The 21,642-nt window shown below is 62.9% G+C and carries 20 protein-coding genes; 15 read left to right on the plus strand and 5 right to left on the minus strand.

Annotated elements, in window-relative coordinates; translation table 11 throughout:
* The coding region (locus F759_RS0131940) for a DUF3443 domain-containing protein (protein WP_244438969.1) at positions 1-1,164 on the plus strand (1,164 nt) is incomplete at its 5' end.
* Positions 1,165-1,471: 307 nt separating this feature from the next.
* Here F759_RS0131940 and F759_RS0131945 read toward each other — a convergent pair.
* Positions 1,472-2,803 (minus strand): aspartate aminotransferase family protein, encoded by a 1,332-nt coding sequence (locus tag F759_RS0131945; protein WP_027803422.1) that lies wholly within the window; start codon positions 2,801-2,803, stop codon positions 1,472-1,474.
* A gap of 514 nt (positions 2,804-3,317) precedes the next feature.
* Between F759_RS0131945 and urtA the strand changes: the two genes are divergently transcribed.
* The 14 genes from urtA (at position 3,318) to ureG (ending at position 16,497) form a co-directional block, all read left to right on the plus strand.
* On the plus strand, positions 3,318-4,616 hold the full coding sequence (gene urtA, locus F759_RS0131955; protein ID WP_027803423.1) for an urea ABC transporter substrate-binding protein: 1,299 nt from the start codon (positions 3,318-3,320) through the stop codon (positions 4,614-4,616).
* Between the two features lie 324 nt (positions 4,617-4,940).
* The gene (urtB, locus tag F759_RS0131960) at positions 4,941-6,587 is read left to right on the plus strand and encodes an urea ABC transporter permease subunit UrtB (protein WP_027803424.1); all 1,647 of its coding nucleotides are present in this window, start codon (positions 4,941-4,943) and stop codon (positions 6,585-6,587) included.
* 1 nt (position 6,588) lies between these two features.
* A complete protein-coding gene (gene urtC / locus F759_RS0131965; protein WP_027803425.1) occupies positions 6,589-7,782 on the plus strand; it encodes an urea ABC transporter permease subunit UrtC in 1,194 nt (397 codons plus the stop codon).
* The gene (gene urtD, locus F759_RS0131970; RefSeq protein ID WP_027803426.1) at positions 7,779-8,642 is read left to right on the plus strand and encodes an urea ABC transporter ATP-binding protein UrtD; all 864 of its coding nucleotides are present in this window, start codon (positions 7,779-7,781) and stop codon (positions 8,640-8,642) included. Before urtC ends, urtD begins: the two co-directional genes overlap by 4 nt.
* Positions 8,643-8,671: 29 nt before the next feature.
* Positions 8,672-9,364, plus strand: coding sequence for an urea ABC transporter ATP-binding subunit UrtE (urtE, locus tag F759_RS0131975; RefSeq protein WP_027803427.1), 693 nt, complete (start codon positions 8,672-8,674; stop codon positions 9,362-9,364).
* 132 nt (positions 9,365-9,496) lie between these two features.
* On the plus strand, positions 9,497-10,402 hold the full coding sequence (locus tag F759_RS0131985; protein WP_027803428.1) for an urease accessory protein UreD: 906 nt from the start codon (positions 9,497-9,499) through the stop codon (positions 10,400-10,402).
* A gap of 93 nt (positions 10,403-10,495) precedes the next feature.
* Complete coding sequence (locus tag F759_RS39165; RefSeq protein ID WP_051377531.1) at positions 10,496-10,798, plus strand: hypothetical protein; 303 nt, start codon at positions 10,496-10,498, stop codon at positions 10,796-10,798.
* Between the two features lie 351 nt (positions 10,799-11,149).
* Positions 11,150-11,953 carry a transporter substrate-binding domain-containing protein gene (locus F759_RS0131995; protein WP_027803429.1) on the plus strand — a complete coding sequence of 268 codons (804 nt, stop codon included), beginning with the start codon at positions 11,150-11,152 and terminating at the stop codon, positions 11,951-11,953.
* Between the two features lie 133 nt (positions 11,954-12,086).
* The gene (ureA, locus tag F759_RS0132000) at positions 12,087-12,389 is read left to right on the plus strand and encodes an urease subunit gamma (protein WP_006048588.1); all 303 of its coding nucleotides are present in this window, start codon (positions 12,087-12,089) and stop codon (positions 12,387-12,389) included.
* A 43-nt stretch (positions 12,390-12,432) separates the two neighbouring features.
* On the plus strand, positions 12,433-12,738 hold the full coding sequence (locus F759_RS0132005) for an urease subunit beta (RefSeq protein WP_027803430.1): 306 nt from the start codon (positions 12,433-12,435) through the stop codon (positions 12,736-12,738).
* Between the two features lie 55 nt (positions 12,739-12,793).
* Positions 12,794-14,500, plus strand: coding sequence for an urease subunit alpha (ureC, locus tag F759_RS0132010; RefSeq protein ID WP_027803431.1), 1,707 nt, complete (start codon positions 12,794-12,796; stop codon positions 14,498-14,500).
* Between the two features lie 2 nt (positions 14,501-14,502).
* On the plus strand, positions 14,503-15,165 hold the full coding sequence (ureE, locus tag F759_RS0132015) for an urease accessory protein UreE (RefSeq protein WP_027803432.1): 663 nt from the start codon (positions 14,503-14,505) through the stop codon (positions 15,163-15,165).
* Positions 15,152-15,832 carry an urease accessory protein UreF gene (locus F759_RS0132020; RefSeq protein ID WP_027803433.1) on the plus strand — a complete coding sequence of 227 codons (681 nt, stop codon included), beginning with the start codon at positions 15,152-15,154 and terminating at the stop codon, positions 15,830-15,832. The genes ureE and F759_RS0132020 overlap by 14 nt, the downstream gene beginning before the upstream one ends.
* Before the next feature lie 11 nt (positions 15,833-15,843).
* Positions 15,844-16,497, plus strand: coding sequence for an urease accessory protein UreG (gene ureG / locus F759_RS0132025; RefSeq protein ID WP_027803434.1), 654 nt, complete (start codon positions 15,844-15,846; stop codon positions 16,495-16,497).
* Between the two features lie 33 nt (positions 16,498-16,530).
* Here the strand turns inward: ureG and waaA are convergent, their stop codons facing one another.
* The 4 genes from waaA to F759_RS0132045 all read right to left on the minus strand — a co-directional run bounded on the left by waaA (position 16,531) and on the right by F759_RS0132045 (position 21,553).
* Entirely contained in the window at positions 16,531-17,838 is a 1,308-nt protein-coding gene (gene waaA, locus F759_RS0132030) for a lipid IV(A) 3-deoxy-D-manno-octulosonic acid transferase (protein WP_027803435.1), read from the minus strand.
* Between the two features lie 139 nt (positions 17,839-17,977).
* Positions 17,978-18,862, minus strand: a complete 885-nt coding sequence (locus F759_RS0132035; protein WP_027803436.1) for a Kdo hydroxylase family protein — start codon at positions 18,860-18,862, stop codon at positions 17,978-17,980.
* A 48-nt stretch (positions 18,863-18,910) separates the two neighbouring features.
* Positions 18,911-19,912: a lipopolysaccharide heptosyltransferase I gene (gene waaC / locus F759_RS0132040; RefSeq protein WP_027803437.1), complete on the minus strand. Its 1,002-nt coding sequence runs from the start codon at positions 19,910-19,912 to the stop codon at positions 18,911-18,913.
* Positions 19,913-20,158: 246 nt separating this feature from the next.
* Positions 20,159-21,553, minus strand: a complete 1,395-nt coding sequence (locus F759_RS0132045) for a phosphomannomutase/phosphoglucomutase (protein ID WP_027803438.1) — start codon at positions 21,551-21,553, stop codon at positions 20,159-20,161.
* Positions 21,554-21,642 lie beyond the last annotated feature (89 nt).

Here is a 21,642-nt window from a genome sequence, read left to right on the forward strand (position 1 = left end):
CCAACACCAACACCAACACCAACACCAACACCAACACCAACACCCATCGCCAACACAGTTCCCGTCGTTGTCGAACGATGGACGGGCGGCTATGCCAATACACCTTACGTCACCGTCACGTTCTGCATCCCTGGCGTGCAAGGTGCGAATCAGTGCGCGACGATCGATCACATGCTGCTCGATACGGGCTCGGCAGGCGTGCGTGTATTGGCCAGCGCGCTGGGTTCCGCGCTGGCGGGCAGCTTGCCCGCACAAACGGGCGCGACCGACGATCCCACCCGCGGCGCGCCCATCTCCCAATGTGCGATCTTTGCGTCGGGCTACACGTGGGGCTCGGTGAAGCGTGCGGACGTAACCATCGGCGCAAAGCTGGCAGGCAATCTACCGGTCCAGGTCATCGGCGACGGCGCGAATGCCACGCCGCCGGACTGTGCGTCGCGCGGCGTCTCGGACATCGGCAGTGTTGCGCAGCTCGGAGCGAACGGGGTGGTCGGGATCGGCTCGGCTGTGCGCGACTTCCCGCTCGCCGCACAATATGTGTTGCCGGCGACGTACTACTATTGCCCGTCCACGGGTTCTTGCACGGGCACGCGCGTGCCGCTGGACACGCAGATCATGAATCCGGTCGCCGACCTCACTGCCGACAACAACGGCACGATCATCCGCCTGCCTGCATTGCAGCCCGGCGGTCAGGCAAGCGCGACCGGTGAACTCGTGTTCGGTATCGGCACGCAGCAGAACAATGCATTGCTGTCGAGCGCGAACATCATCCCGCTCGACAGCAACGGCTTTTTCGCGACCACGTACAAGGGAAGCACGTTCGCCAACGGCGTCATCGACAGCGGCTCGAACGCGACCATCTTCCGCGATACGGCGATTCCGTTCGACGCATGGGGCCGCTACACACCGTCGACCACGTTGAGCCTTTCGGCTCTGCTTAGGCCGACGAGCGGCGCGGGCATGTCCGCAACCGTGCCGTTCCAGGTAACCAACACGGCGAGCCTGCTGTCCGGCACCTATGCCGCGTTCGACAACATTGCGTCGTACACGTCCGTCTCCAGTTACTTCATCTGGGGCCTGCCGTTCTTCTTTGGCCGCAGTCTGTACACCGCGCTGAGCGGATCGCAAGCCGGATCGCAGAGCGGACCGTTCGTCGCGTTCTAACGAGCCGACGCCAGTATGCGAGCGATGCATGAGGCCAGCGCGGTACGCGCTGGCCTCATGCAAACGCTAGATGCAAACGCTAGATGCAAACGCTAGATGCAAACGCTAGATGCAAACGCTAGATGCAAANATGCAAACGCTAGATGCAAACGCTAGATGCAAACGCTAGATGCAAACGCTAGATGCAAACGCTAGATGCAAAAGCTAGATGCAAAAGCTAGATGCAAACGCTAGATGCAAACGGTAGACACAAACGCCTCAAGCCGACGCCTCAAGCAGACGCATCAAGCAAACCATTCGAAGTCCTTCAATCCGTCTCGTTCAACACCTCGGCCACCGTCGCAAAGATCTCGTCGATCTGCCCCTCCTCGATAATGAGCGGTGGCGAGAACGCCAGAATGTCGCCGGTATAGCGCGTCAACACGCCCTTCTCGAAGCACCGCACGAACACGTCGTAGGCGCGTGCGCCCGGCGCTCCGTCGCGCGGCGCAAGTTCGACGCCGCCTACCAGTCCAAGATTGCGAACGTCGATCACGTGCCGTTCGCCGCGCAGCTTGTGAATGGCACGTTCGAAAAGCGGGGCCATCCGTGCGGCCTGTTCGAACAGCTGCTCGCGCTCGTAGAGGTCGATCGTCGCGCATGCTGCGGCGGCTGCGATCGGGTGCCCCGAGTATGTGTAGCCATGAAACAGCTCGATGCCGCCCGGCGCGCCGTTCACAATCGAGTCGTGAATCTGGCCGCTTGCGGCCACGGCGCCCATCGGAGCGGCTGCGTTGTTGGTGCCCTTCGCCATCGTCAGCAGATCAGGGGTGACGCCGAAGTACTGCGCGGCGAACGGCGCGCCGAGGCGCCCCCATCCGGTGATGACTTCATCGAAGATCAGCAGAATGCCGTGCTTGTCGCAGATTTCGCGCAGCCGTTGAAGATAGCCTTGCGGCGGAATCAGCACGCCTGTCGATCCGGCCACCGGCTCGACGATCACCGCCGCAACCGTCGACGCATCGTGCAGCGCGACGATCCGCTCGAGTTCATCGGCGAGATGCGCGCCCCACGCCGGTTGCCCCTTCGAATAAGCGGCCTCCTTGATGTTCAGCGTATGCGGCAAATGATCGACCGACGGCAGCAGCGCGCCGGAAAACGCTTTGCGGTTCGGCGCGATGCCGCCCACCGAAATGCCGCCGAAGCCGACACCGTGATAGCCGCGCTCACGTCCAATGAAGCGCGTGCGCTGGCCCTCGCCGCGTGAGCGGTGATAGGCAAGCGCGATCTTCAGCGCGGTATCGACGGCTTCCGAGCCAGAGTTCACGAAGAAGATGTGCTTCAAATCGCCCGGCGTGTGCCGCGCGATCTTCGTCGCGGCCTCGAACGCTTTCGGGTGACCCATCTGGAACGTCGGCGCGAAGTCCATTTCGGCGGCCTGGGCCTGAACGGCGGCGACGATTTCATCGCGGCAATGCCCGGCGTTGACGCACCACAACCCCGCAGTGCCGTCCAGAATGCGCCGTCCATCGTGCGAGGTGTAGTACATGCCCTTGGCGCTCGCGAGCAGGCGCGGCGCGCTCTTGAACTGGCGATTGGCGGTGAAGGGCATCCAGAACGCGGACATGTCTGGTTGATTGCGGCCGGCGAATTCACTCATCTCGTATCTCCTGTCGATCGGAGTTAGCGCTTCAGCGCTTACTCCGGTCCCATGCAACGCGGTCGATCCAAGCCAGCGCTTCAGCGCTTGCTCCGGTCCCATGCAACGCGGTCGGTCGGACTTAGCGCTTTAGCGCTTACTCGGATCCCATGCAAGCAATCAACCGCTCAGCGCAACCTGCGCAAACGGTCTTTCAGTGTAGGCACAACGCAGCCCATGCACAACGCGGCGGCGCGCATGCACCGCCAAAGCCCCTTGGCGGATCACCGCGCTTCGTCGCGGCGCGGCACGCACCCGAACGAGGCGCATCCCACGAATGTGCACCAGATTCGTACGCGAAGCCGCATGACCCGGCTCTCGTCGAGCCGCGCCGCAGCGCGCAACGGCGCAATGCGAGCCGCATCCACCACATGGCATGTGCCTTGCAGTACACGAGCGGCAAGTCATGCGGGGTAAGCCCAGTGGCTCAGATCGACGCCCATAAACATTCATCATCAATGGCAAGGGGATATACATGAAACGTCGCAGTCTGTTGAAGTTCGGCTCCATGTCCGGCGCGCTCGCGCTTGCAGGTCGCGCGCCGTTCGCGCACGCACAGTCGGCGAGCGGCCCGATCAAGGTAGGCATCCTGCACTCCCTGTCGGGCACGATGGCGATCTCCGAGACATCGCTGAAAGACACCGCGCTGATGACGATCGCGGACATCAACAAGAACGGCGGCGTGATGGGCCGTCAGCTTCAGCCGGTGGTGGTGGACCCGGCGTCGAACTGGCCGCTCTTCGCCGAAAAAGCGCGTCAGCTGATCACGCAGGAGAAGTGCGCTGTGGTGTTCGGCTGCTGGACGTCGGTCTCGCGCAAGTCGGTGCTGCCGGTGTTCGAGGAGCTCAACGGCCTGCTCTTCTATCCGGTGCAATACGAAGGCGAGGAAATGTCGCGCAACGTGTTCTACACCGGCGCGGCGCCGAACCAGCAGGCGATTCCCGCAACCGAATATCTGATGAGCGCCGAAGGCGGTGGTGCGAAGCGTTTCTTTCTGCTCGGCACCGACTATGTGTATCCGCGCACGACCAACAAGATCCTGCGCGCCTTCCTCAAGTCGAAAGGCGTGCAGGAGGCGGACATCGAGGAGGTCTACACGCCGTTTGGCCACAGCGATTATCAGACCATCGTCGCGAACATCAAGACTTTCTCCCAAGGCGGCAAGACGGCGGTGATCTCGACGGTGAACGGCGACTCGAACGTGCCCTTCTATAAGGAACTCGGTAACCAGGGGCTGAAGGCTTCGGATGTGCCGGTCGTCGCATTTTCGGTCGGCGAGGAAGAACTGCGCGGCATCGACACGAAACCGCTGGTAGGCAACCTCGCGGCATGGAACTACTTCATGTCGGTGCGCAACCCGACCAACGAGAAGTTCAAGAAGCAATGGGCCGCATGGGTCAAGCAGAACAATCTGCCGGGCGGCACTAAACGCGTGACGAACGATCCGATGGAAGCGACCTTTGTCGGCATCCACATGTGGAAGCAGGCCGTCGAGAAGGCGAAGAGCACCGAGGTCGACAAGGTGCGCGTGGCGATGGTCGGCCAGCAGTTCGCGGCGCCGTCGGGCTTCACGCTCGAGATGGATGGCAACCACCATCTGCATAAGCCGGTGATGATCGGCGAAGTGCGCGCGGACGGTCAGTTCAACGTGGTGTGGCGCACCAAGACCGCGGTTCGCGCGCAGCCGTGGAGCCCGTTCATCGCCGGCAATTCGAGCAAGCCGGATGTGGTCAGCTCGATTCCGGCGTTTTTGAAGCGCTCACGAGTCGCGTAACGGCAATGCGCATTGCGGCGGCTTAAGGTCGGCCGCCGCGATGCTGCGAGGCGAACTCGCGATGAGTGTGAGCGTGTGTCGCGTGGCGGTTTGCGTGGTGGGTGCCCAGCCGACGCACCACGCGCAGCACCGCGATCGAACCGCGCGACCGCGCAGCAAGCAATCACGTTCGCGACACCTGCGGCGCGTTCCGCTCGGCACGGCCCCGTGCGGTTCAACGGCCAAACGAAGCCGCCGAGCGCGCGGCGCAACCTCGGCATGCATTCAACCGACGCGACACGACCTTTTCAGAGCGCTTCCCCGGTAATTCTTCAAAGGCCATCAATGGCGTTCTCATTCCTCACTTTTGCACAGCGGTTCGCGCGACGCAGCGTCAGCGGCGCCGCCATTGCCCTGCTCGCGTTCGGCGCGCTAGCGCCGCATAGCGCCTTCGCATTGACCGCAGCCGACGTCGCACCGCTCGCCGCCGATGACTTCGACGCGAAGTCCGCAGCCATCGACAAGCTCATTGCCAATCACGACAAGGAATCGCTGGCGGTGCTGAAGGCTTTATCCGAAGACGCCGTGCTTGCTACCGACTCTGGCGCCGTCCTGCTCCAGGACGGCGAGACGACGCGCGATGCGGCCACCGGCAAAATCGTTGAAGCCGGCGACGCCCAGCCCGTCACGCTAAACAATCTGCTGCGCTCGAAAGTCGCAGGCGCGCTTTCCGGTTTGCAACTCGACTCACCCGACAAGGCGATGCGCGAGCAAGCTATCAACGCGCTGCTGAAAAACCCCGACCCGTCGATCAAGCCGCTCGTCGATGCGGCTCGCGCGAAGGAAACCGATCCCGCGTTGAAGAAGCGTCTCGACACGCTGTGGGCAATGACCGCATTGCATGACGCCGATGCAGCGAAGCGCCTCGAAGCGGTGAAGCTCGTCGCCGCGCGCCATGACCTCGACATGAACGAACTGCTGCGTCCGCTCGTCGCGAAGAAAGCAGACGGCACGTTTGCCGAAACCGACGCTCGCGTGAGAGCCGCCGCACAAAGCGGCATCGACGAACTGGATGCGATCCAGCGCCGCAGCGAAATCGCCGGCACGCTGTTCGCGGGTCTGTCGCTCGGCAGTGTGCTGCTGCTCGCGGCGCTCGGCCTCGCCATCACGTATGGCCTCATCGGCGTCATCAACATGGCGCACGGCGAATTCCTGATGATCGGCGCATACGCCACGTATGTCGTGCAGAACCTCTTTCAGCGCTTCGCGCCCGGCGCATTCGACTGGTATCCGCTGCTCGCGGTGCCGGCGTCCTTCGTGGCGGCGGCGCTTGTCGGCATGGTGATCGAGCGGCTGGTGCTCAAGCATCTGTATGGCCGTCCGCTCGAAACGCTGCTGACCACGTTCGGCATCAGCCTGATCCTGATTCAGGCAACGCGCATGCTGTTCGGCGCGCAGAACGTGCAGGTGATCAATCCTTCGTGGATGAGCGGCGGCGTGACCGTGCTCGCGAATCTGATCCTGCCGTACAACCGCCTCGCGATTCTCGCGTTCTCTCTGATCGTCGTCGGCATTGCGTGGGCCGTGTTGACGAAGACGCGCCTCGGCCTCTTCGTGCGCGCCGTCACGCAAAACCGCCGCATGGCCGCATGCGTCGGTGTGAAAACCGCGCGCGTCGATTCGTATGCGTTCGCGTTCGGCGCGGGCATCGCGGGCCTCGGCGGCTGCGCGCTGTCGCAGATCGGCAATGTCGGGCCCGACCTTGGCCAGAGCTACATCATCGATTCGTTCATGGCGGTCGTGCTGGGCGGCGTCGGGCAACTGGCCGGCACGGTGATCGGCGGCTTCGGGCTCGGGCTCGTCAGCAAGGCCATCGAACCGTTCTGGGGCGCCGTGCTCGCGAAGATCGCGGTGCTCGTGCTGATCGTGCTGTTCATCCAGAAGCGTCCGCAGGGCATGTTCGCCCTCAAGGGCCGTAGCGCGGAGGCATGAGATGACATCTGCAACTTCCCCTTCGACCGCATCGGCTCATGCCGGTGCAACGGGCGGCAACGTTGCCGGCCGCGTCGCGCAGTCCGCCTTCGCGCTCGGCTTGCCGCCGCGGCCCGCGCTACTGTCGCGGCGCGCGTGGCTCGCGCTGATCGCATTGATTATCGTATTCGGGCTCGGCGTGCCGTTCGCGACGCTGGTGGTCCCGGAAACGAGTCCGCTTCATCTATCCGCTTATGCGACGACGATCACCGGCAAGTTCATGTGCTACGCGATTGCCGCGCTCGCGCTCGATCTGGTGTGGGGCTACTGCGGCATTCTGAGCCTCGGACACGCACTCTTCTTCGCGCTCGGCGGCTACGCGATCGGTATGTACCTGATGCGCTCGATCGGCCACGACGGCAAGTACGGCAGCGACCTGCCCGACTTCATGGTGTTCCTCGACTGGCATCAACTGCCGTGGTACTGGGAAGGCACGCAGCACCTCGGCTATGCGCTGCTGCTCGTCGTGCTGCTGCCGGCGGTGGTCGCGTGGGTGTTCGGCTTTTTCACATTCCGCTCGCGCGTGAAAGGCGTGTATCTGTCGATCATCACGCAGGCGATGACGTTCGCCGCGATGCTGTTGTTCTATCGCAACGAGACGGGCTTCGGAGGCAATAACGGCTTCACCGACTTCAAGCGCATCGGCGGCTTTCCGATTACGCATCCCGGCACTCGCGCGGCCTTGCTGTTGATCACGTTTGCCGTGTTGATTCTCGCGTTCATCGGTGCTCGAGCGATCGTCACGTCGAAGCTCGGCCGCGTCGTCACCGCGGTGCGCGACGGCGAGACGCGTCTGATGTTCCTCGGCTACAGCCCGCTCGCGTACAAGCTTTTCGTGTGGACCGTGTCCGCGGTGTTGTGCGGCATTGCCGGCGCGTTGTATGTGCCGCAGGTCGGCATCATCAATCCGGGCGAGATGTCGCCGGGCAATTCGATTGAAATGGCAATCTGGGTCGCCGTGGGCGGACGCGGCACGCTGATTGGGCCGATTGTCGGCGCGTTCGCTGTGAACGGCGCGAAGAGCTTTTTCACGGCGAATTTCCCTGAATACTGGCTGTTCTTTCTCGGTCTGATTTTCGTGCTGGTGCCGCTGTTTCTGCCGAACGGCATCATGGGACTGGTCGAACTCGTGACGCGCAAGAGGAACCGCTCATGAACGAAAACCCGATGGTTCCCGATCTCGCTTTGCCTGAACAACCTTCTGAACACGCGTTGAGCGGCGTCGCGAGCATGGGGCACGTCGTCGTGCCCGGCGAAATCGATGTTTCGCACGGCACGATCCTTTACCTCGAAGACGTGACCGTGAGCTTCGACGGCTTTCGCGCGTTGAATGCGCTGACGCTTTCTATCGACGCCGGCGAATTGCGTTGCATCATCGGCCCGAACGGTGCGGGCAAAACGACGATGATGGACGTCATCACCGGCAAGACCGCGCCTGATTCGGGCAAGGTGTTTCTCGGCCAGTCCATCGACCTCACGCGGATGAACGAGCCGTCCATCGCGCGTGCCGGCATTGGGCGCAAGTTTCAGAAGCCGACGGTTTTCGAGCAGCATCCCGTGTGGGAAAACCTCGAACTCGCGATGAAGACCGATAAGGGATGGCTCGCGTCGTTGCGCGCGCGGCTCGATCGCGAAGCGCAAGCACGCATCGAGGAAACGCTCGTGTTGATCGGTCTCGAAAGCGAGGCGCGGCGGCTTGCCGGCGAGCTCTCGCATGGACAGAAGCAGCGGCTGGAAATCGGCATGTTGCTGATGCAACGACCGGCGCTGCTGCTGCTCGACGAACCCGCCGCCGGCATGACCGACGACGAGACGATGCAGTTGGCCGACCTGCTCAACCACCTGCGCGGCACCTGTTCGATGATGGTCGTGGAACACGACATGGAGTTCGTGAAGGCTCTCTCGGGCGACACCGGCAAGGTCACGGTGATGGCCGAGGGGCGCGTGCTCGCGCACGGCACGCTCGAAGAAGTCAAACGCGACGAGACGGTGATCGAGTCATATCTCGGTCGATGAGTGGACCGTGAATCAAAGGGTCGAACGACATGCTTGAAGTAGAAAACCTGAATCAATACTACGGCGGCAGCCACATTCTTCGCGACGTGAAGCTGTCCGTGCCCGATGGCAAGCTCACCGTGCTGCTCGGCCGCAACGGCGTGGGCAAGACCACGCTGCTGCGCTGCCTGATGGGCGTCGTGCAGGCGAAGAGCGGCTCCATCGCGTGGCGTGGCGCGCCGATTACGAAGCTGCCGACTTATTCGCGTGTCGAGAAAGGGCTCGCGTATGTGCCGCAGGGACGCGACATTTTTCCGCGGCTCACCGTCGAAGAAAATCTGCTGGTGGGCGCCGCCAGCAAGAAAGCGCCGAAGAAAATCCCCGATCGCATCTACGAGTTGTTTCCGGTGCTCAAGGATATGCGCAGCCGTCGCGGCGGCGATCTGTCGGGGGGCCAGCAACAGCAGCTCGCGATTGGCCGCGCGCTGATGAGCGATCCGCAACTGCTGATTCTCGATGAACCCACCGAAGGCATTCAGCCTTCGATCATTCAGGACATTGGGCGCACGCTGCGCCAGCTCGTCGAGGAAATGGGGATGACGGTGTTGCTCGTCGAGCAGTATTACGACTTTGCGAAGGAGATTGCCGACCGGTATTGGGTGATGAGTCGCGGTGAGATCGTCGCGGGCGGTGAGGGTGTCAATATGGATGCCGATGGCGTGCGTGCGCTGATCGCTGTGTGAGTCCGGGGCGGTGATGCGCGTGCTATGCTCGGCGCGTTTTGTGGCGCGTTCGTTTTCTGGCGCGTTCGTTCTGCGGCGCGTCGTCTTTTGCCGCACGCTCTGTTCTAACACGTCGATTGCACGTCCATTCGTATGTCGCTTCACGAAAATCACGTCACGCTCGCTACCGTGCAATCTCAAGCGCAAGCTCTGGCGCAGACCGGTGCGCATGGGCAATGGCGCGCGCGTCTCGAACTGGGGTTCGTCAGGCACGGCGAGCGCACTGCGCTTGAGCATCGGCTGCATGATGGGCCGTTGCGCGTGCAACGGCCTTTGTATCCCGAAGGTCAGGCCGTTTGTCATGCAGTGATCGTGCATCCGCCCGGTGGGATTGCGGGCGGCGATCAACTGGATATCGATGTGGATGTCGGCGCCGATGCGCATGCCGTGATCGCCACGCCCGGCGCGACCAAATGGTACAAGTCCAATGGACGTGCCGCGCGGCAGAGTATCGCCGTGCGCGTCGGTCGGAATGCGAAGCTCGACTGGCTGCCGCAGAACAATATCGTTTTCGATCACGCCAATGCGATGCTCGACTTTTCGCTGACGCTCGACGAGGGCGCGACAGCGATCGGTTGGGACGCGACGCAACTGGGGCGGCAGGCCGCAGGCGAGCGGTGGTCGGCGGGAAGTTTGCGCGCGGTTTCGCGGATCGTGCGTGCTGACGGTGAGTTGTTATGGCTCGAGCGCGCGAGTCTTGGCGCCGACGATCCACTGCGCGACGCGGCGCAAGGGCTCGGCGGCTTTCCTGCTTATGGGACGCTTTGGGCCGTTGGGGCGAGTTGCGATGATGCGCTCGCCGAAGCGCTGACCGCACAGCTTCCATTCGATGATTCCTTGCGCGCGGCGGCTTCGTGCGTGACGAACGGCGTGTTGATCGTGCGAGGTGTTTCGCGATCGATGGAGACATTGCAGCGTGCTTTGACGCAATGCTGGTTGCAATTGCGGCCCGTTGTGCATGGGGTCGAGGCGGTGCCTTTGCGGATCTGGGCGACGTAGGTTTTTGCGCCACCATTGGTTTGCCCCCCTCCACCGATGGCGGCTAAGTTTACCGGTGCCGGTTCAGCGCTGACAGCTTACGGAACGGTCGAAATGAAACAAAACCTCCTGACAAAGCTATTGCAATATGTCGTCTGGATCGCGATATCCATTATTGGCGGATGGCAACTGACGTATCACATCGATGACCTGTCTCCGGGCAACATGCCGTATTCCGTCGATATGTTTATCCGTTTCTGCGTGGAGGTCGTAGGGCGCAATGATCTGGCGAACCCCGACGATATGGAAGTGCTCGGCCTGCTTCTCTATTGGGCAATCGCTGCGCTACTGATCGGCGCGCTTCTCTTTCTTTGCTACATCGCAGCGCACGCGTTGTTCCGAAGAAGACGCTCTTAGTTCTCACGCAGCAAAACGCACGCGCTGAATCGGACTGGACATGGGCGCACCCCACAGAACCCGGTGCTCCTGCCAGTCGACAGGACCAGGGGCGTCGTTCAGTGACACCGCCGCGCAACGCTCATTCGTCTGCGCGCGCCAATCCGCAACGGCAACTCGCCAGCACACTTTCACCGCGTAAGACAGCCACGCACCAAGTCCGCGCCAACCCAGCCCACTCTTGGTGCGCCGCGCCGCAAATTCCCTCGCCAGCCCCCACCGCACCACGATGGCACATACCTTGCGTTCTCACCCCCGATGCTGCCGCAACTCGACGTCAGCCGCCTGCCGCCACCACCACAGCTACTACAAATGAACCGACCCACGCTTCGTCCCGCGCGCCGTACTCTGCTCGCCGCACTGCTCCTCTCGCCCATCCTCGCGATCAACGCGCCTGCGGCTCACGCGGACACGCTCGACAACATCGCCAAGGCAGGCGTGCTGAAAGTCGCCGTGCCGGAAGACTACCCGCCGTTCGGCTCGGTTGGCCCCGACATGAAGCCGCAGGGCTATGACATCGACACCGCCGCGCTGCTCGCGAAGTCGATGAACGTGAAGCTCGAACTCGTGCCCGTCAATAGCGCGAACCGCATCCCTTATCTGCAAACGAACAAGGTAGACCTCGTGATCTCGTCGCTCGGCAAAACGCCGGATCGAGAGAAGGTGATCGACTTCTCCGCGCCTTATGCGCCGTACTTCCAGGGGGTGTTCGGTCCCGCCGATATCAAGGTCGCCGGTCCCGCCGATCTGACCGGCAAGACAGTCGGCGCGACGCGCGGCGCGCTTGAGGAACTCGGCCTCACGCAAATGGCGCCGAATGCCACGATCAAACGCTTCGAGGACAACAACGCGACCATCGCCGCGTTCCTGTCCGGCCAGGTTCAGTTGATCGCCGCGGGCAACATCGTCGCGGCCGCGATCCTCGCGAAGAATCCGCCGCGACGTCCGGAGCCGAAGTTTGTCATCAAGGATTCCCCGTGCTTCGTGGGCATGAACAAGAACGAACCGCGCTTGCAGCAGAAGGTCAACGCCGCCATCGCGCAAGCGAAGCAGGACGGCACCCTCAATACGATGTCGAAGAAATGGTTCGGCGCAGCGTTGCCTGCCAATCTGTAAGCGCGTCGTTAGCCGGACTTGATAGCCTCGCTGTCTTGTCCGGCATTGCACCGGTCACATCCGCGATGCGCAACGCCTATCATTGTCGCAGCCTGATCCGCCCGGATCAGGCGCAACCCACCACACTCATTCGATGAAGCTGACACCTCGCGAGAAGGACAAGCTGCTGATCTTCACCGCTGCGCTGCTTGCCGAACGGCGCCGCGCGCGCGGCCTCAAACTGAACTATCCGGAAGCGGTCGCCTTCATCACCGCCGCGCTGATGGAAGCGGCACGCGACGGCAAGACCGTCGCCGAGGTCATGCACTACGGCACGACGCTGCTCACTCGCGACGACGTCATGGAAGGCGTGCCCGAGATGATCCCCGACATCCAGGTGGAAGCCACCTTCCCCGACGGCACGAAGCTCGTCACCGTTCATCACCCGATCCCCTGATCTGCTGAATCCCGCTAAACCCCGCGAGACAAACAAGGCACCCATGATCCCCGGCGAACTCATCATCGACGACGGCGAACACGAACTCAACGCGGGCCGCGCCACCGTCACGGTACTCGTGTCGAATACGGGCGACCGCCCGGTGCAGATCGGCTCGCACTACCACTTCTACGAAGTGAACGACGCACTCGCGTTCGACCGCGAAGCCGCTCGCGGCTTCCGGCTCAACATCGCGGCGGGCACCGCCGTGCGTTTCGAGCCCGGTCAGGAACGCACGGTCGAGCTCGTCGAGCTGGCCGGCGAGCGCATCGTCTACGGCTTCAACGGCAAGGTGATGGGCAAGCTGTGAAGCGCCGCGCGCGCTCATCGGCTTGAACCGCCCTGCTCATTTCCGGACCTACATCATGACCCTACGCATTGGCCGCCGCGCATACGCGGAAATGTTCGGCCCCACCATCGGCGACCGCGTGCGTCTCGCCGACACCGAGTTGCTGATCGAAGTGGAGCGCGACTTCACCACATACGGCGAGGAAGTGAAATTCGGCGGCGGCAAGGTGATTCGCGACGGCATGGGCCAGTCGCAGCGCGTGCATGCGGACGTCGTCGATACCGTCGTGACGAACGCGGTGATTCTCGATCACTGGGGCATCGTCAAAGCCGATATCGGCATCAAGGACGGCCGCATCGCTGCTATCGGCAAGGCCGGCAATCCGGACATTCAGCCGAACGTGACGATTGCTATCGGCGCGTCCACCGAAGTGATCGCGGGCGAAGGACTGATCGTGACGGCGGGGGGCATCGACACGCACATTCACTTCATCAGCCCGCAGCAGATCGAAGAAGCGCTCGCAAGCGGCGTGACGACGATGCTCGGCGGCGGCACGGGTCCAGCCACCGGCACGAATGCGACCACCTGCACGCCGGGTCCGTGGCATCTCGAACGCATGCTGCAAGCGGCCGACGGTTATCCGATGAATCTCGGCTTTCTCGGCAAAGGTAACGTGAGCCAGCCGCAGCCCGCGCTCGAACAGATCGCAGCTGGTGCAATCGGTTTGAAGCTGCACGAGGACTGGGGCACGACGCCGGCCGCAATCGACAACTGCCTCTCGGTCGCCGACGATACCGACACGCAGGTCGCCATTCACACGGATACGCTGAACGAAGCGGGCTTCGTAGAAGCGACCGTGGCCGCGTTCAAGGGCCGCACGATCCACACGTATCACACCGAAGGCGCGGGCGGCGGTCACGCGCCGGACATCATCAAGGTATGCGGCGAAGCGAACGTGCTGCCTTCGTCGACGAATCCGACGCGGCCGTACACCGTCAATACGCTCGAAGAGCACCTCGACATGCTGATGGTGTGCCACCACCTGGACCCGTCGATTGCGGAAGACATTGCATTCGCTGAATCGCGCATTCGCCGCGAGACCATCGCCGCGGAAGACATCCTGCACGATCTCGGCGCGCTCTCGATGTTGTCGTCGGATTCGCAGGCGATGGGGCGCGTGGGCGAAGTGATCATCCGCACGTGGCAGACCGCGCACAAGATGAAAGTGCAACGCGGCGCGCTGCCCGAGGACAACGCGCGGCACGACAATTTTCGAGCGAAGCGCTATGTCGCCAAATACACGATCAACCCGGCGATCACGCACGGCATCTCGCATGAGGTCGGGTCGATCGAGCCGGGCAAGTGGGCGGACCTCGTGTTCTGGGAGCCGGCGTTTTTCGGCATCAAACCGTCGCTGATTCTAAAAGGCGGCATGATCGCGATGGCGCAGATGGGCGACCCGAATGCGTCGATTCCGACGCCGCAGCCGGTGCATTATCGCGAGATGTTCGCGACGCGCGGCGGTGCGCTCGGACGCACGTCGCTGACTTTCGTTTCGCAACTCGCCGCCGATGCAGGCGTCGCCGAGCGCTATGGCCTGAACAAGCGTATCGTGGCCGTGAAGAACTGCCGCAACATCACGAAGGCGGACATGATTCACAACGCGTGGCGCCCGTCGATCAGCGTCGATCCCGAGACCTATCAGGTGATCGCCGATGGCCAGTTGTTGACCTGCGAACCGGCGACTATCTTGCCGATGGCGCAACGCTATTTTCTGTTCTGACCATGCGCACACTCGACAAACTGATTGCACCGCATCTGAAACTCGCGGCTGTGCTCGTGAAGCGCGCGCCGACGCTGACCCTCGTTTTCGACGAGCGTCGCAAGAGCCGCCTTGCGGCCACGCTCGATAACGGTGAGGAAGTGGCCATGCTGCTGCCGCGCGGCACGGTGCTGCGCGATGGCGATGTGCTGGTCGCCGACGATGGCGGTCTCGTGCGAGTCGTCGCTGCGCCGGAAACGGTGCTCGTGGTGCGCGCGAAAGATACGTTGACGCTGACGCGCGCGGCGTACCACCTCGGCAATCGCCATACGCCGGTGGAAGTCGGCGCCGATTATCTGAAGCTCGAATACGATCCGGTGTTGGCCGATATGTTGAAGCGCATCGGCGCGACGGTCGATCAGGTTTCGATGCCGTTTCAGCCAGAGTCCGGCGCGTATGGCGGCGGTCATAAGCACGGACATGATGAGACTTTCGCCGAAGATTATGCGTTGGCGCAGCAGGTGTTCGGCGAACATCATGGGCATTCGCACGATCATGCGCACACGCACAGCCATCAAGATGCGGATTCGCACGATCACGGCCACGATCACGCCCAAGATCACAGCGACCACGTGCACGACGAATCGTGCGGCCACGGCCATCACCATCATCATGCGCATCGCTGAACTCACGGCGCTGCTGCATCTTGCGTCGCCGGCGCTGCCAATCGGCGCGTTCAGCTACTCGCAAGGTCTCGAAGCCGCGATCGAAGCGCAACTGATCACCGACGCCGATTCGGCACGCGACTGGATCGCAAGCGGCCTCACCGATGTCCTCGCACATGGCGAACTGCCGTTCCTCGCGCATCAGATGGAACGCTGGCGCACACACGACGCTGTCGGTCTTGCGCAAGCCAACAGCGAGTTCCTCGCGAGCCGCGAGTCCGCCGAATTGCGGCGCGAGACTGAACAGATGGGCTGGTCGCTGCGGCAGTTGTGCGCATCGCTCGAATGGGGCGATGCGGCGCGGCGTGCAACGCTCGCGTCGATGACGCCGCTCGCACATCCCACGGCGTTCGCCTTCGCCGCGTATGCACACGAGGCCGCCGCCGATGCCGCTCTTGCCGCCTATGCATTTAGCTGGGTCGAGAACCAGGCCGCCGCGGCATTGAAGGCCGTGCCGCTGGGGCAACTCGCGGCGCAACGCATCATCGTTGCATTGCGCGAGCCGATTAATGCAGCGGTCAAACACGCATTAGCCACGTCGCCCGAAAACATCAACACCTTCGCGCCGCAACTCGGCATTCTGTCGGCGCGTCACGAGTCGCAGTATTCGCGGCTTTTTCGCTCATAAAACGATCCATCATGAACGCACCTCATCATTCCGCTCACTCGTCCGTCCGCACGAAGAAGCTGCCGCCGCTGCGCGTGGGAGTCGGCGGCCCGGTCGGCTCGGGCAAGACCACGCTGCTCGAAATGCTCTGCAAGGCGATGCGCGAACAGTATGACCTCGTCGCGATCACCAACGACATCTATACGAAAGAAGATCAGCGCCTCTTGACGGTGGCGGGCGCGTTGCCGGCCGAACGGATCATGGGCGTCGAGACCGGCGGCTGTCCGCATACCGCGATTCGCGAGGACGCGTCGATCAATCTCGAAGCCGTCGACCGCATGCTCACGCGTTTTCCGGATGCGGACATTGTCTTTATCGAATCGGGCGGCGATAACCTCGCCGCGACCTTCAGCCCCGAACTGTCGGACCTGACGATTTACGTGATCGACGTGGCGGGCGGCGAGAAGATTCCGCGCAAGGGCGGCCCGGGCATCACGAAGTCCGATCTGCTCGTGATCAACAAGACGGACCTGGCGCCGATGGTCGGCGCGAACCTGGACGTGATGGCGTCCGACGCGAAGAAAATGCGCGGCGAGCGGCCTTTCGTGATGTGCAATCTGAAGGCGCTCGATGGCTTGGACGACGTGGTGTGGTTTATCGAGCGGAAGGGGTTGTTGAGGGTTTGACGGTTTGATCGGCTGAGTCTCCTCAGCCGCCCCTCACTCCGGCAACACCGCCATCAACACATCCACCGTACGCGCGGTCGCGCCGCGATGACGCGCGGCAAATGCCGACGCCGCGCCGCCCATCGCGAGCCGCCGCGCCTTGTCGCTGAAGAGTTCGCGCAGCGCTCGCGCCAGATCGGCGGGGTCCTGCACTTGCACTGCCGCCCCCGCGGCGACTGCATCGGCCGTGGCCTGGGTGAAGTTGAATACGTGCGGCCCGATCAGCACCGGCACGCCCACCGCGCACGCTTCGATCAGATTCTGTCCGCCGAGCGGCAACAGACTGCCGCCGATAAACGCCAAGTCGGAGGCCGCATAGTAAGCACCGAGTTCGCCCATCGAATCGCCGAGCAGCACGTTCACATCGGCAGGCAAAGCAGACACACTGCCGCTCGCAGCCGCCGACGCCACTTTCGCGTCGGGCGCCCATGTCGAGCGCCGCTCCAGCCGCAGCCCCGCTTTCTCGACGAGCGCGGCCACTTCGCTAAAGCGCTGCGGATGGCGCGGCACGAGAATCAACAGCGCGCCCTCAATGCCGAGCGCAGCGAACGCTTGCAACACGAGTTCCTCTTCACCTTCACGCGTGCTTGCCGCAACCCACACCGGTCGCGCGCCGATTGCCGCGCGCCACGCATGGCCGCGCGCCGCCAGTTCCGGCGGCGTGCTCATATCGAACTTCAGATTGCCGAGCACCGCGACGTTGCGCGCGCCAAGCGCGGTCAACCGTTCTGCGTCGGATGGACTCTGCGCCAGCACCCGCGCAAAACCGCCGAATACGTCCTTCGTTGCCCCGCCAAATTTGGCCGCGCGCTGATACGAGCGTGCCGACATCCGCGCATTCGTAAGCACGAGTTGCACGTCTGCGCGACGGCATTCGTCGATCAGCGTGGGCCACACTTCGGTTTCCATCACGAGGCCGAGCGATGGCCGCCATGCGCGCAAAAAGCGCCGCACCGCATGCGGCATGTCATACGGCAGATAACTGCGCAAAACGCGGTCGCCGAAAATCTGCTCGCCGGTTGCACGGCCGCTCGGCGTCATGTGAGTCAACAGAATGCGCGCGTCGGGTCGCGCTTTGATGAGCGCGTCGATCACCGGTTGCGCCGCGCGCGTCTCGCCGACCGACACGGCGTGCACCCAGATCAACGGCGCATTGTCTTCGGGCAGACGTCCGCGAACATAGCCGAAGCGCTCGCCGATATGCTGACGATAACCGCGCTCCTTGCGCGAACGAATCAGCAGACGCAGCACGGCGACCGGCGCGATGATCCACCAGAGCGCGTTATAGATCGCCCTTAACATCGGCGCTCCGCATCATTGAACCGCATCGCGTGCGGTTCGCAAACAAAGTGCCGATGCAGTAGACCTCGCGTGGCCGCAGCGTCAGGCAACGGCGCGCGACGACGCCGGGAGTCTCGCGAGGCCGAACAAACCGCGGCGCTCAAACCAGCGCCCTGCCCTTCAGGCGTTCAAGTATGCCGAGCGGCGCACATTCGGGCTGCGCCATCGCCTTGACCGGCAGGAAGAAAGTCTGCTCGAGCATGAACTGCCCGGACATCACCGCGTGCGAAGTCTGATCCGAGAAGCACACCCATACGCTGCCCGGCGGGAACGGCATGGTCTCCTGCGGGCTTGTCTTCTGATATTTGAGGTCGGCCTTCATGCCGTCATGCAGATTGAGCATCAGATGGTCGTACTCGCTGCGTGGCGATTTCGTCACGTGCAGCAGATTGAGCAGCCAGGCTGTGCCCGGCATTTGCGGTTTGATGTGCGGCAGAAAGCGTTTGGCCATGTCCTCGAACGGTTCGCCGACTCGCCACACGCGCGGCACGCCATTCGGATTGACGTTGGTGAAGACACGCAAAATGCGCTCGCCGTAATTGGGCCGCGACGGAAAGGCATCGACATGCAAACGGCTATCGTCCTTGCGCCATGACGTTTGACGCGTCTCCACCTGATGCAGCCGCAAACTCGTGGGCGCGACGCGCAGCTTGCCGTTGTATTCGGGGAAGAGCCCATCGACCAGCGTGCGCGCATTCGCCTGATAACGCGCGATCAACGCGCGCACCGCCGACTGCGTGACCGCGTCGCCCACCACGCCATGCAATGCGCCGCCATTCGGTTCCAGGCTGATGTTCTTGCGGTTCGGATCGGCCAGCGCGGGATCGAGCAGCGCCAGCTCTCCGCCTTCAATCGCGAAACGCAGGTTCGGGAAATACAGCACCTTGCCGCGCTCGACGCCTGCAAGCAGCGTCTCACGCGGCACGGACAGGTTGCGCGCGTGCCAGTCGGCGTTCGCTACTTCGATGATCTGGGTTTCGTTCATGATCGCCCTTAAAACGGATGATGCGTAAGGCGAAGCGCGCCGGGCGAATTACAGCAGGCCGAAGCCGGCAAGCGCGGACTTCACCTGTTGCAGCGTGGGCGGTTGCCCGGCCGTGCCGAGATTGACGACGTTCGGCGACCAGTATCCGCCGGTGCGCCACGCCGTCGCGAAATTGTACAACTCGACCGTGGGCCGCTTCAGCGCCGCCGCGATATGAACTAGACCTGTGTCAACGCCGACCGTCGCGGCCGCGCCTTCGATCAGGCCGACCACCGCGGGCAAGGACAGCTTCGGCGGCACGATGGCCGCCGCGCCGAACTCCTTCGCGAGACGCTCGCTCGTCGCACGCTCGGCCTCGCTGCCCCACGGCAAGACGATCGACGCGCCGCGCCGCACGAGCGACTGCCCCAACTCGATCCACGCGGTGTCGGGCCACTGCTTGTCGGCGCGCGAGGTCGCGTGCACGAACACCACGTAAGGCACCGGAAGGTTCAGATTCGCCGCCGACAATGCCAACGCCGCGCGCCCGGTATCGATGCCAAAGTCGATGTCGTCGGTAGGTTGCGGCTGCGGGTCGTTCAGCGCCGCAGCCACCAGTTGGCGCGTACGCTCCACCACGTGGGTGCGCGGCTCGATCGGCACGCGCTTGTCGTAAAAGAATCGCACCGGCCATTCAAAGCCCGCGCCATCAGTTCGGTTCGCGAGGCCCACGAGCGGTCCGCGCGCCATGCTCGCGACCCATGCAGTCTTGATGAGCCCCTGGCAGTCGATCACGAGATCGTAGTTCTCGGCCGCGAGCGCGCGGCGGAATGCGCCGATCTCGCGCCAGTTGCCGACCGACAGAATGCGCTTGCGCCAGCGCCGCAGCGACACGGGAATCGCGCGCCGCACGCCGCTCACGAGTTCGACGAGCCCAACAAAGCTTTCCTCGACGAGCCAGTCTATCTGCGCCTCGGGATGACGGCGGCGGATGTCGGCGATCGCCGGCATGTTGTGAACGACGTCGCCCAACGACGACACCCTCACGATCAATATCTTTTGCACGCTCAAGAGTGGGAAAACCGGCTAACCGGCCCGAAGATGCATTGAAAGAAGTCCAGCGAAACCTGCGGCTTCGCGCGAGACTTCCAGCGGGAGACGACAAAACGTGGACGTCATGTCACCGGGACGGCAATTCTAGCGCGACCTTGCCGATTGGCATGAAAAAACGCGGCGCGGTAAGTGAAACCCGCGCCGCGTTGTGGACGATGGCCGCGGTTTGCTGCGAGCCAGCGAACCGCGCCGCCGCTAAAGCGTTTAGAACGGCAGCTTCGCGTCGGCCTTCTCGGCGAGAATCACACGGCGGAAGTCTTCCTGAATGCGCTTGAGCGCCGCGTCGTTGTCGGCTTCGAAACGCATGACCACGACCGGCGTGGTGTTCGACGAACGCGCGAGGCCGAAGCCGTCCGGATATTCGACACGCAGGCCGTCGATTGTCACGACGTCGTCGGCGCCGGTGAATTTTGCGCTCTTCTGCAGACGCGCGATCAGTTCGAAGTTCTCGCCTTCTTCGAGCTTTAGTTGCAGTTCGGGCGTGGAGTTGGAGTTCGGCAGCGCGTTCAGCAGCTTGCTCGGGTCTTCCACACGCGTGAGGATTTCCAGAAGACGCGCTCCCGTATACAAGCCGTCGTCGAAACCATACCAGCGGTCCTTGAAGAACACGTGGCCGCTCATTTCGCCCGCGAGCGGCGCGCCGGTTTCGCGCAGCTTCGCCTTTACGAGCGAGTGACCGGTCTTCCACATGAGCGGCTCGCCGCCCTTGTCCTTCACCCACTTTGCGAGGTTGCGCGTGCACTTCACGTCGTAAATGATCTGCGCGCCCTTGTTGCGCGAGAGCACTTCTTCGGCGAACAGCATCAGTTGGCGGTCCGGATAAATGATCTGGCCGTCTTTCGTGACGACGCCCAGACGGTCGCCGTCGCCGTCGAATGCAAAGCCGATTTCCGCATCCGTTTCCTTCAGCGCGCGGATCACGTCCTGGAGATTTTCCGGGTGAGCCGGGTCCGGGTGATGGTTCGGGAAGTTGCCGTCAATGTCGGTGAACAGCTCGACCAGTTCGCAACCGAGCTTCTTGAAGAGCTTCGGCGCGAGGCCGCCGGCGACGCCGTTGCCGGTATCGACGACGATCTTGATGGGGCGTGCGATCTTAACGTCGCTCGCGATGCGCTCAAGGTATGCATCTTCAATGTCGTATTCGACGTAGGTGCCGCTGCCTTCGGAGAAGTTTTCGTCGACGATACGCTGATGCAGCGCGAGGATCTGCTCGCCATAAATAGCGGAGCCGCGCAGCACCATCTTGAAGCCGTTGTAATCCGGCGGATTGTGACTACCCGTCACGACGATGCACGAATCGACGCGCCGTTCGCCGCCGTCGAGCTGCAACGGTACGCTCGCCGCGAAGTAGCCGACGGGCGTGGGCACCATGCCGACATTGACCACGTCGACGCCGGCCGCACGCAGGCCGTCCGACAATGCCTGGATTAATTCCGGGCCCGACAGGCGGCCGTCACGCGCGACCACCACGGCGTCGCCGCCTTGCGCACGCACTTCGCTGCCGAACGCGCGGCCAATCGAACGCGCTGCATCGGCATCGAGCGTCTTGCCGATGACACCGCGAATGTCATACGCCTTGAAAATAGATTTGGAGATCATGTTGGCTCACTTGCGTGCAATGGAAAATTTTGACCGGCACAGTCATGCGCAATCGGTAAATCATAGCGATTGCGCAAGATGCTGCGCCC

Source organism: Paraburkholderia dilworthii, assembly GCF_000472525.1.
In the GTDB taxonomy this organism is placed as follows: Bacteria; Pseudomonadota; Gammaproteobacteria; order Burkholderiales; family Burkholderiaceae; genus Paraburkholderia; species Paraburkholderia dilworthii.

Excerpts from the sequence above, each read along its gene's own strand:
- F759_RS0131945 (WP_027803422.1), bottom strand. The coding sequence starts at position 2,803 with ATGAGTGAATTCGCCGGCCGCAATCAACCAGACATGTCCGCGTTCTGG.
- urtA (WP_027803423.1), top strand. The coding sequence starts at position 3,318 with ATGAAACGTCGCAGTCTGTTGAAGTTCGGCTCCATGTCCGGCGCGCTC.
- urtB (WP_027803424.1), top strand. The coding sequence starts at position 4,941 with ATGGCGTTCTCATTCCTCACTTTTGCACAGCGGTTCGCGCGACGCAGC.
- urtC (WP_027803425.1), top strand. The coding sequence starts at position 6,589 with ATGACATCTGCAACTTCCCCTTCGACCGCATCGGCTCATGCCGGTGCA.
- urtD (WP_027803426.1), top strand. The coding sequence starts at position 7,779 with ATGAACGAAAACCCGATGGTTCCCGATCTCGCTTTGCCTGAACAACCT.
- urtE (WP_027803427.1), top strand. The coding sequence starts at position 8,672 with ATGCTTGAAGTAGAAAACCTGAATCAATACTACGGCGGCAGCCACATT.
- F759_RS0131985 (WP_027803428.1), top strand. The coding sequence starts at position 9,497 with ATGTCGCTTCACGAAAATCACGTCACGCTCGCTACCGTGCAATCTCAA.
- F759_RS39165 (WP_051377531.1), top strand. The coding sequence starts at position 10,496 with ATGAAACAAAACCTCCTGACAAAGCTATTGCAATATGTCGTCTGGATC.
- F759_RS0131995 (WP_027803429.1), top strand. The coding sequence starts at position 11,150 with ATGAACCGACCCACGCTTCGTCCCGCGCGCCGTACTCTGCTCGCCGCA.
- ureA (WP_006048588.1), top strand. The coding sequence starts at position 12,087 with ATGAAGCTGACACCTCGCGAGAAGGACAAGCTGCTGATCTTCACCGCT.
- F759_RS0132005 (WP_027803430.1), top strand. The coding sequence starts at position 12,433 with ATGATCCCCGGCGAACTCATCATCGACGACGGCGAACACGAACTCAAC.
- ureC (WP_027803431.1), top strand. The coding sequence starts at position 12,794 with ATGACCCTACGCATTGGCCGCCGCGCATACGCGGAAATGTTCGGCCCC.
- ureE (WP_027803432.1), top strand. The coding sequence starts at position 14,503 with ATGCGCACACTCGACAAACTGATTGCACCGCATCTGAAACTCGCGGCT.
- F759_RS0132020 (WP_027803433.1), top strand. The coding sequence starts at position 15,152 with ATGCGCATCGCTGAACTCACGGCGCTGCTGCATCTTGCGTCGCCGGCG.
- ureG (WP_027803434.1), top strand. The coding sequence starts at position 15,844 with ATGAACGCACCTCATCATTCCGCTCACTCGTCCGTCCGCACGAAGAAG.
- waaA (WP_027803435.1), bottom strand. The coding sequence starts at position 17,838 with ATGTTAAGGGCGATCTATAACGCGCTCTGGTGGATCATCGCGCCGGTC.
- F759_RS0132035 (WP_027803436.1), bottom strand. The coding sequence starts at position 18,862 with ATGAACGAAACCCAGATCATCGAAGTAGCGAACGCCGACTGGCACGCG.
- F759_RS0132045 (WP_027803438.1), bottom strand. The coding sequence starts at position 21,553 with ATGATCTCCAAATCTATTTTCAAGGCGTATGACATTCGCGGTGTCATC.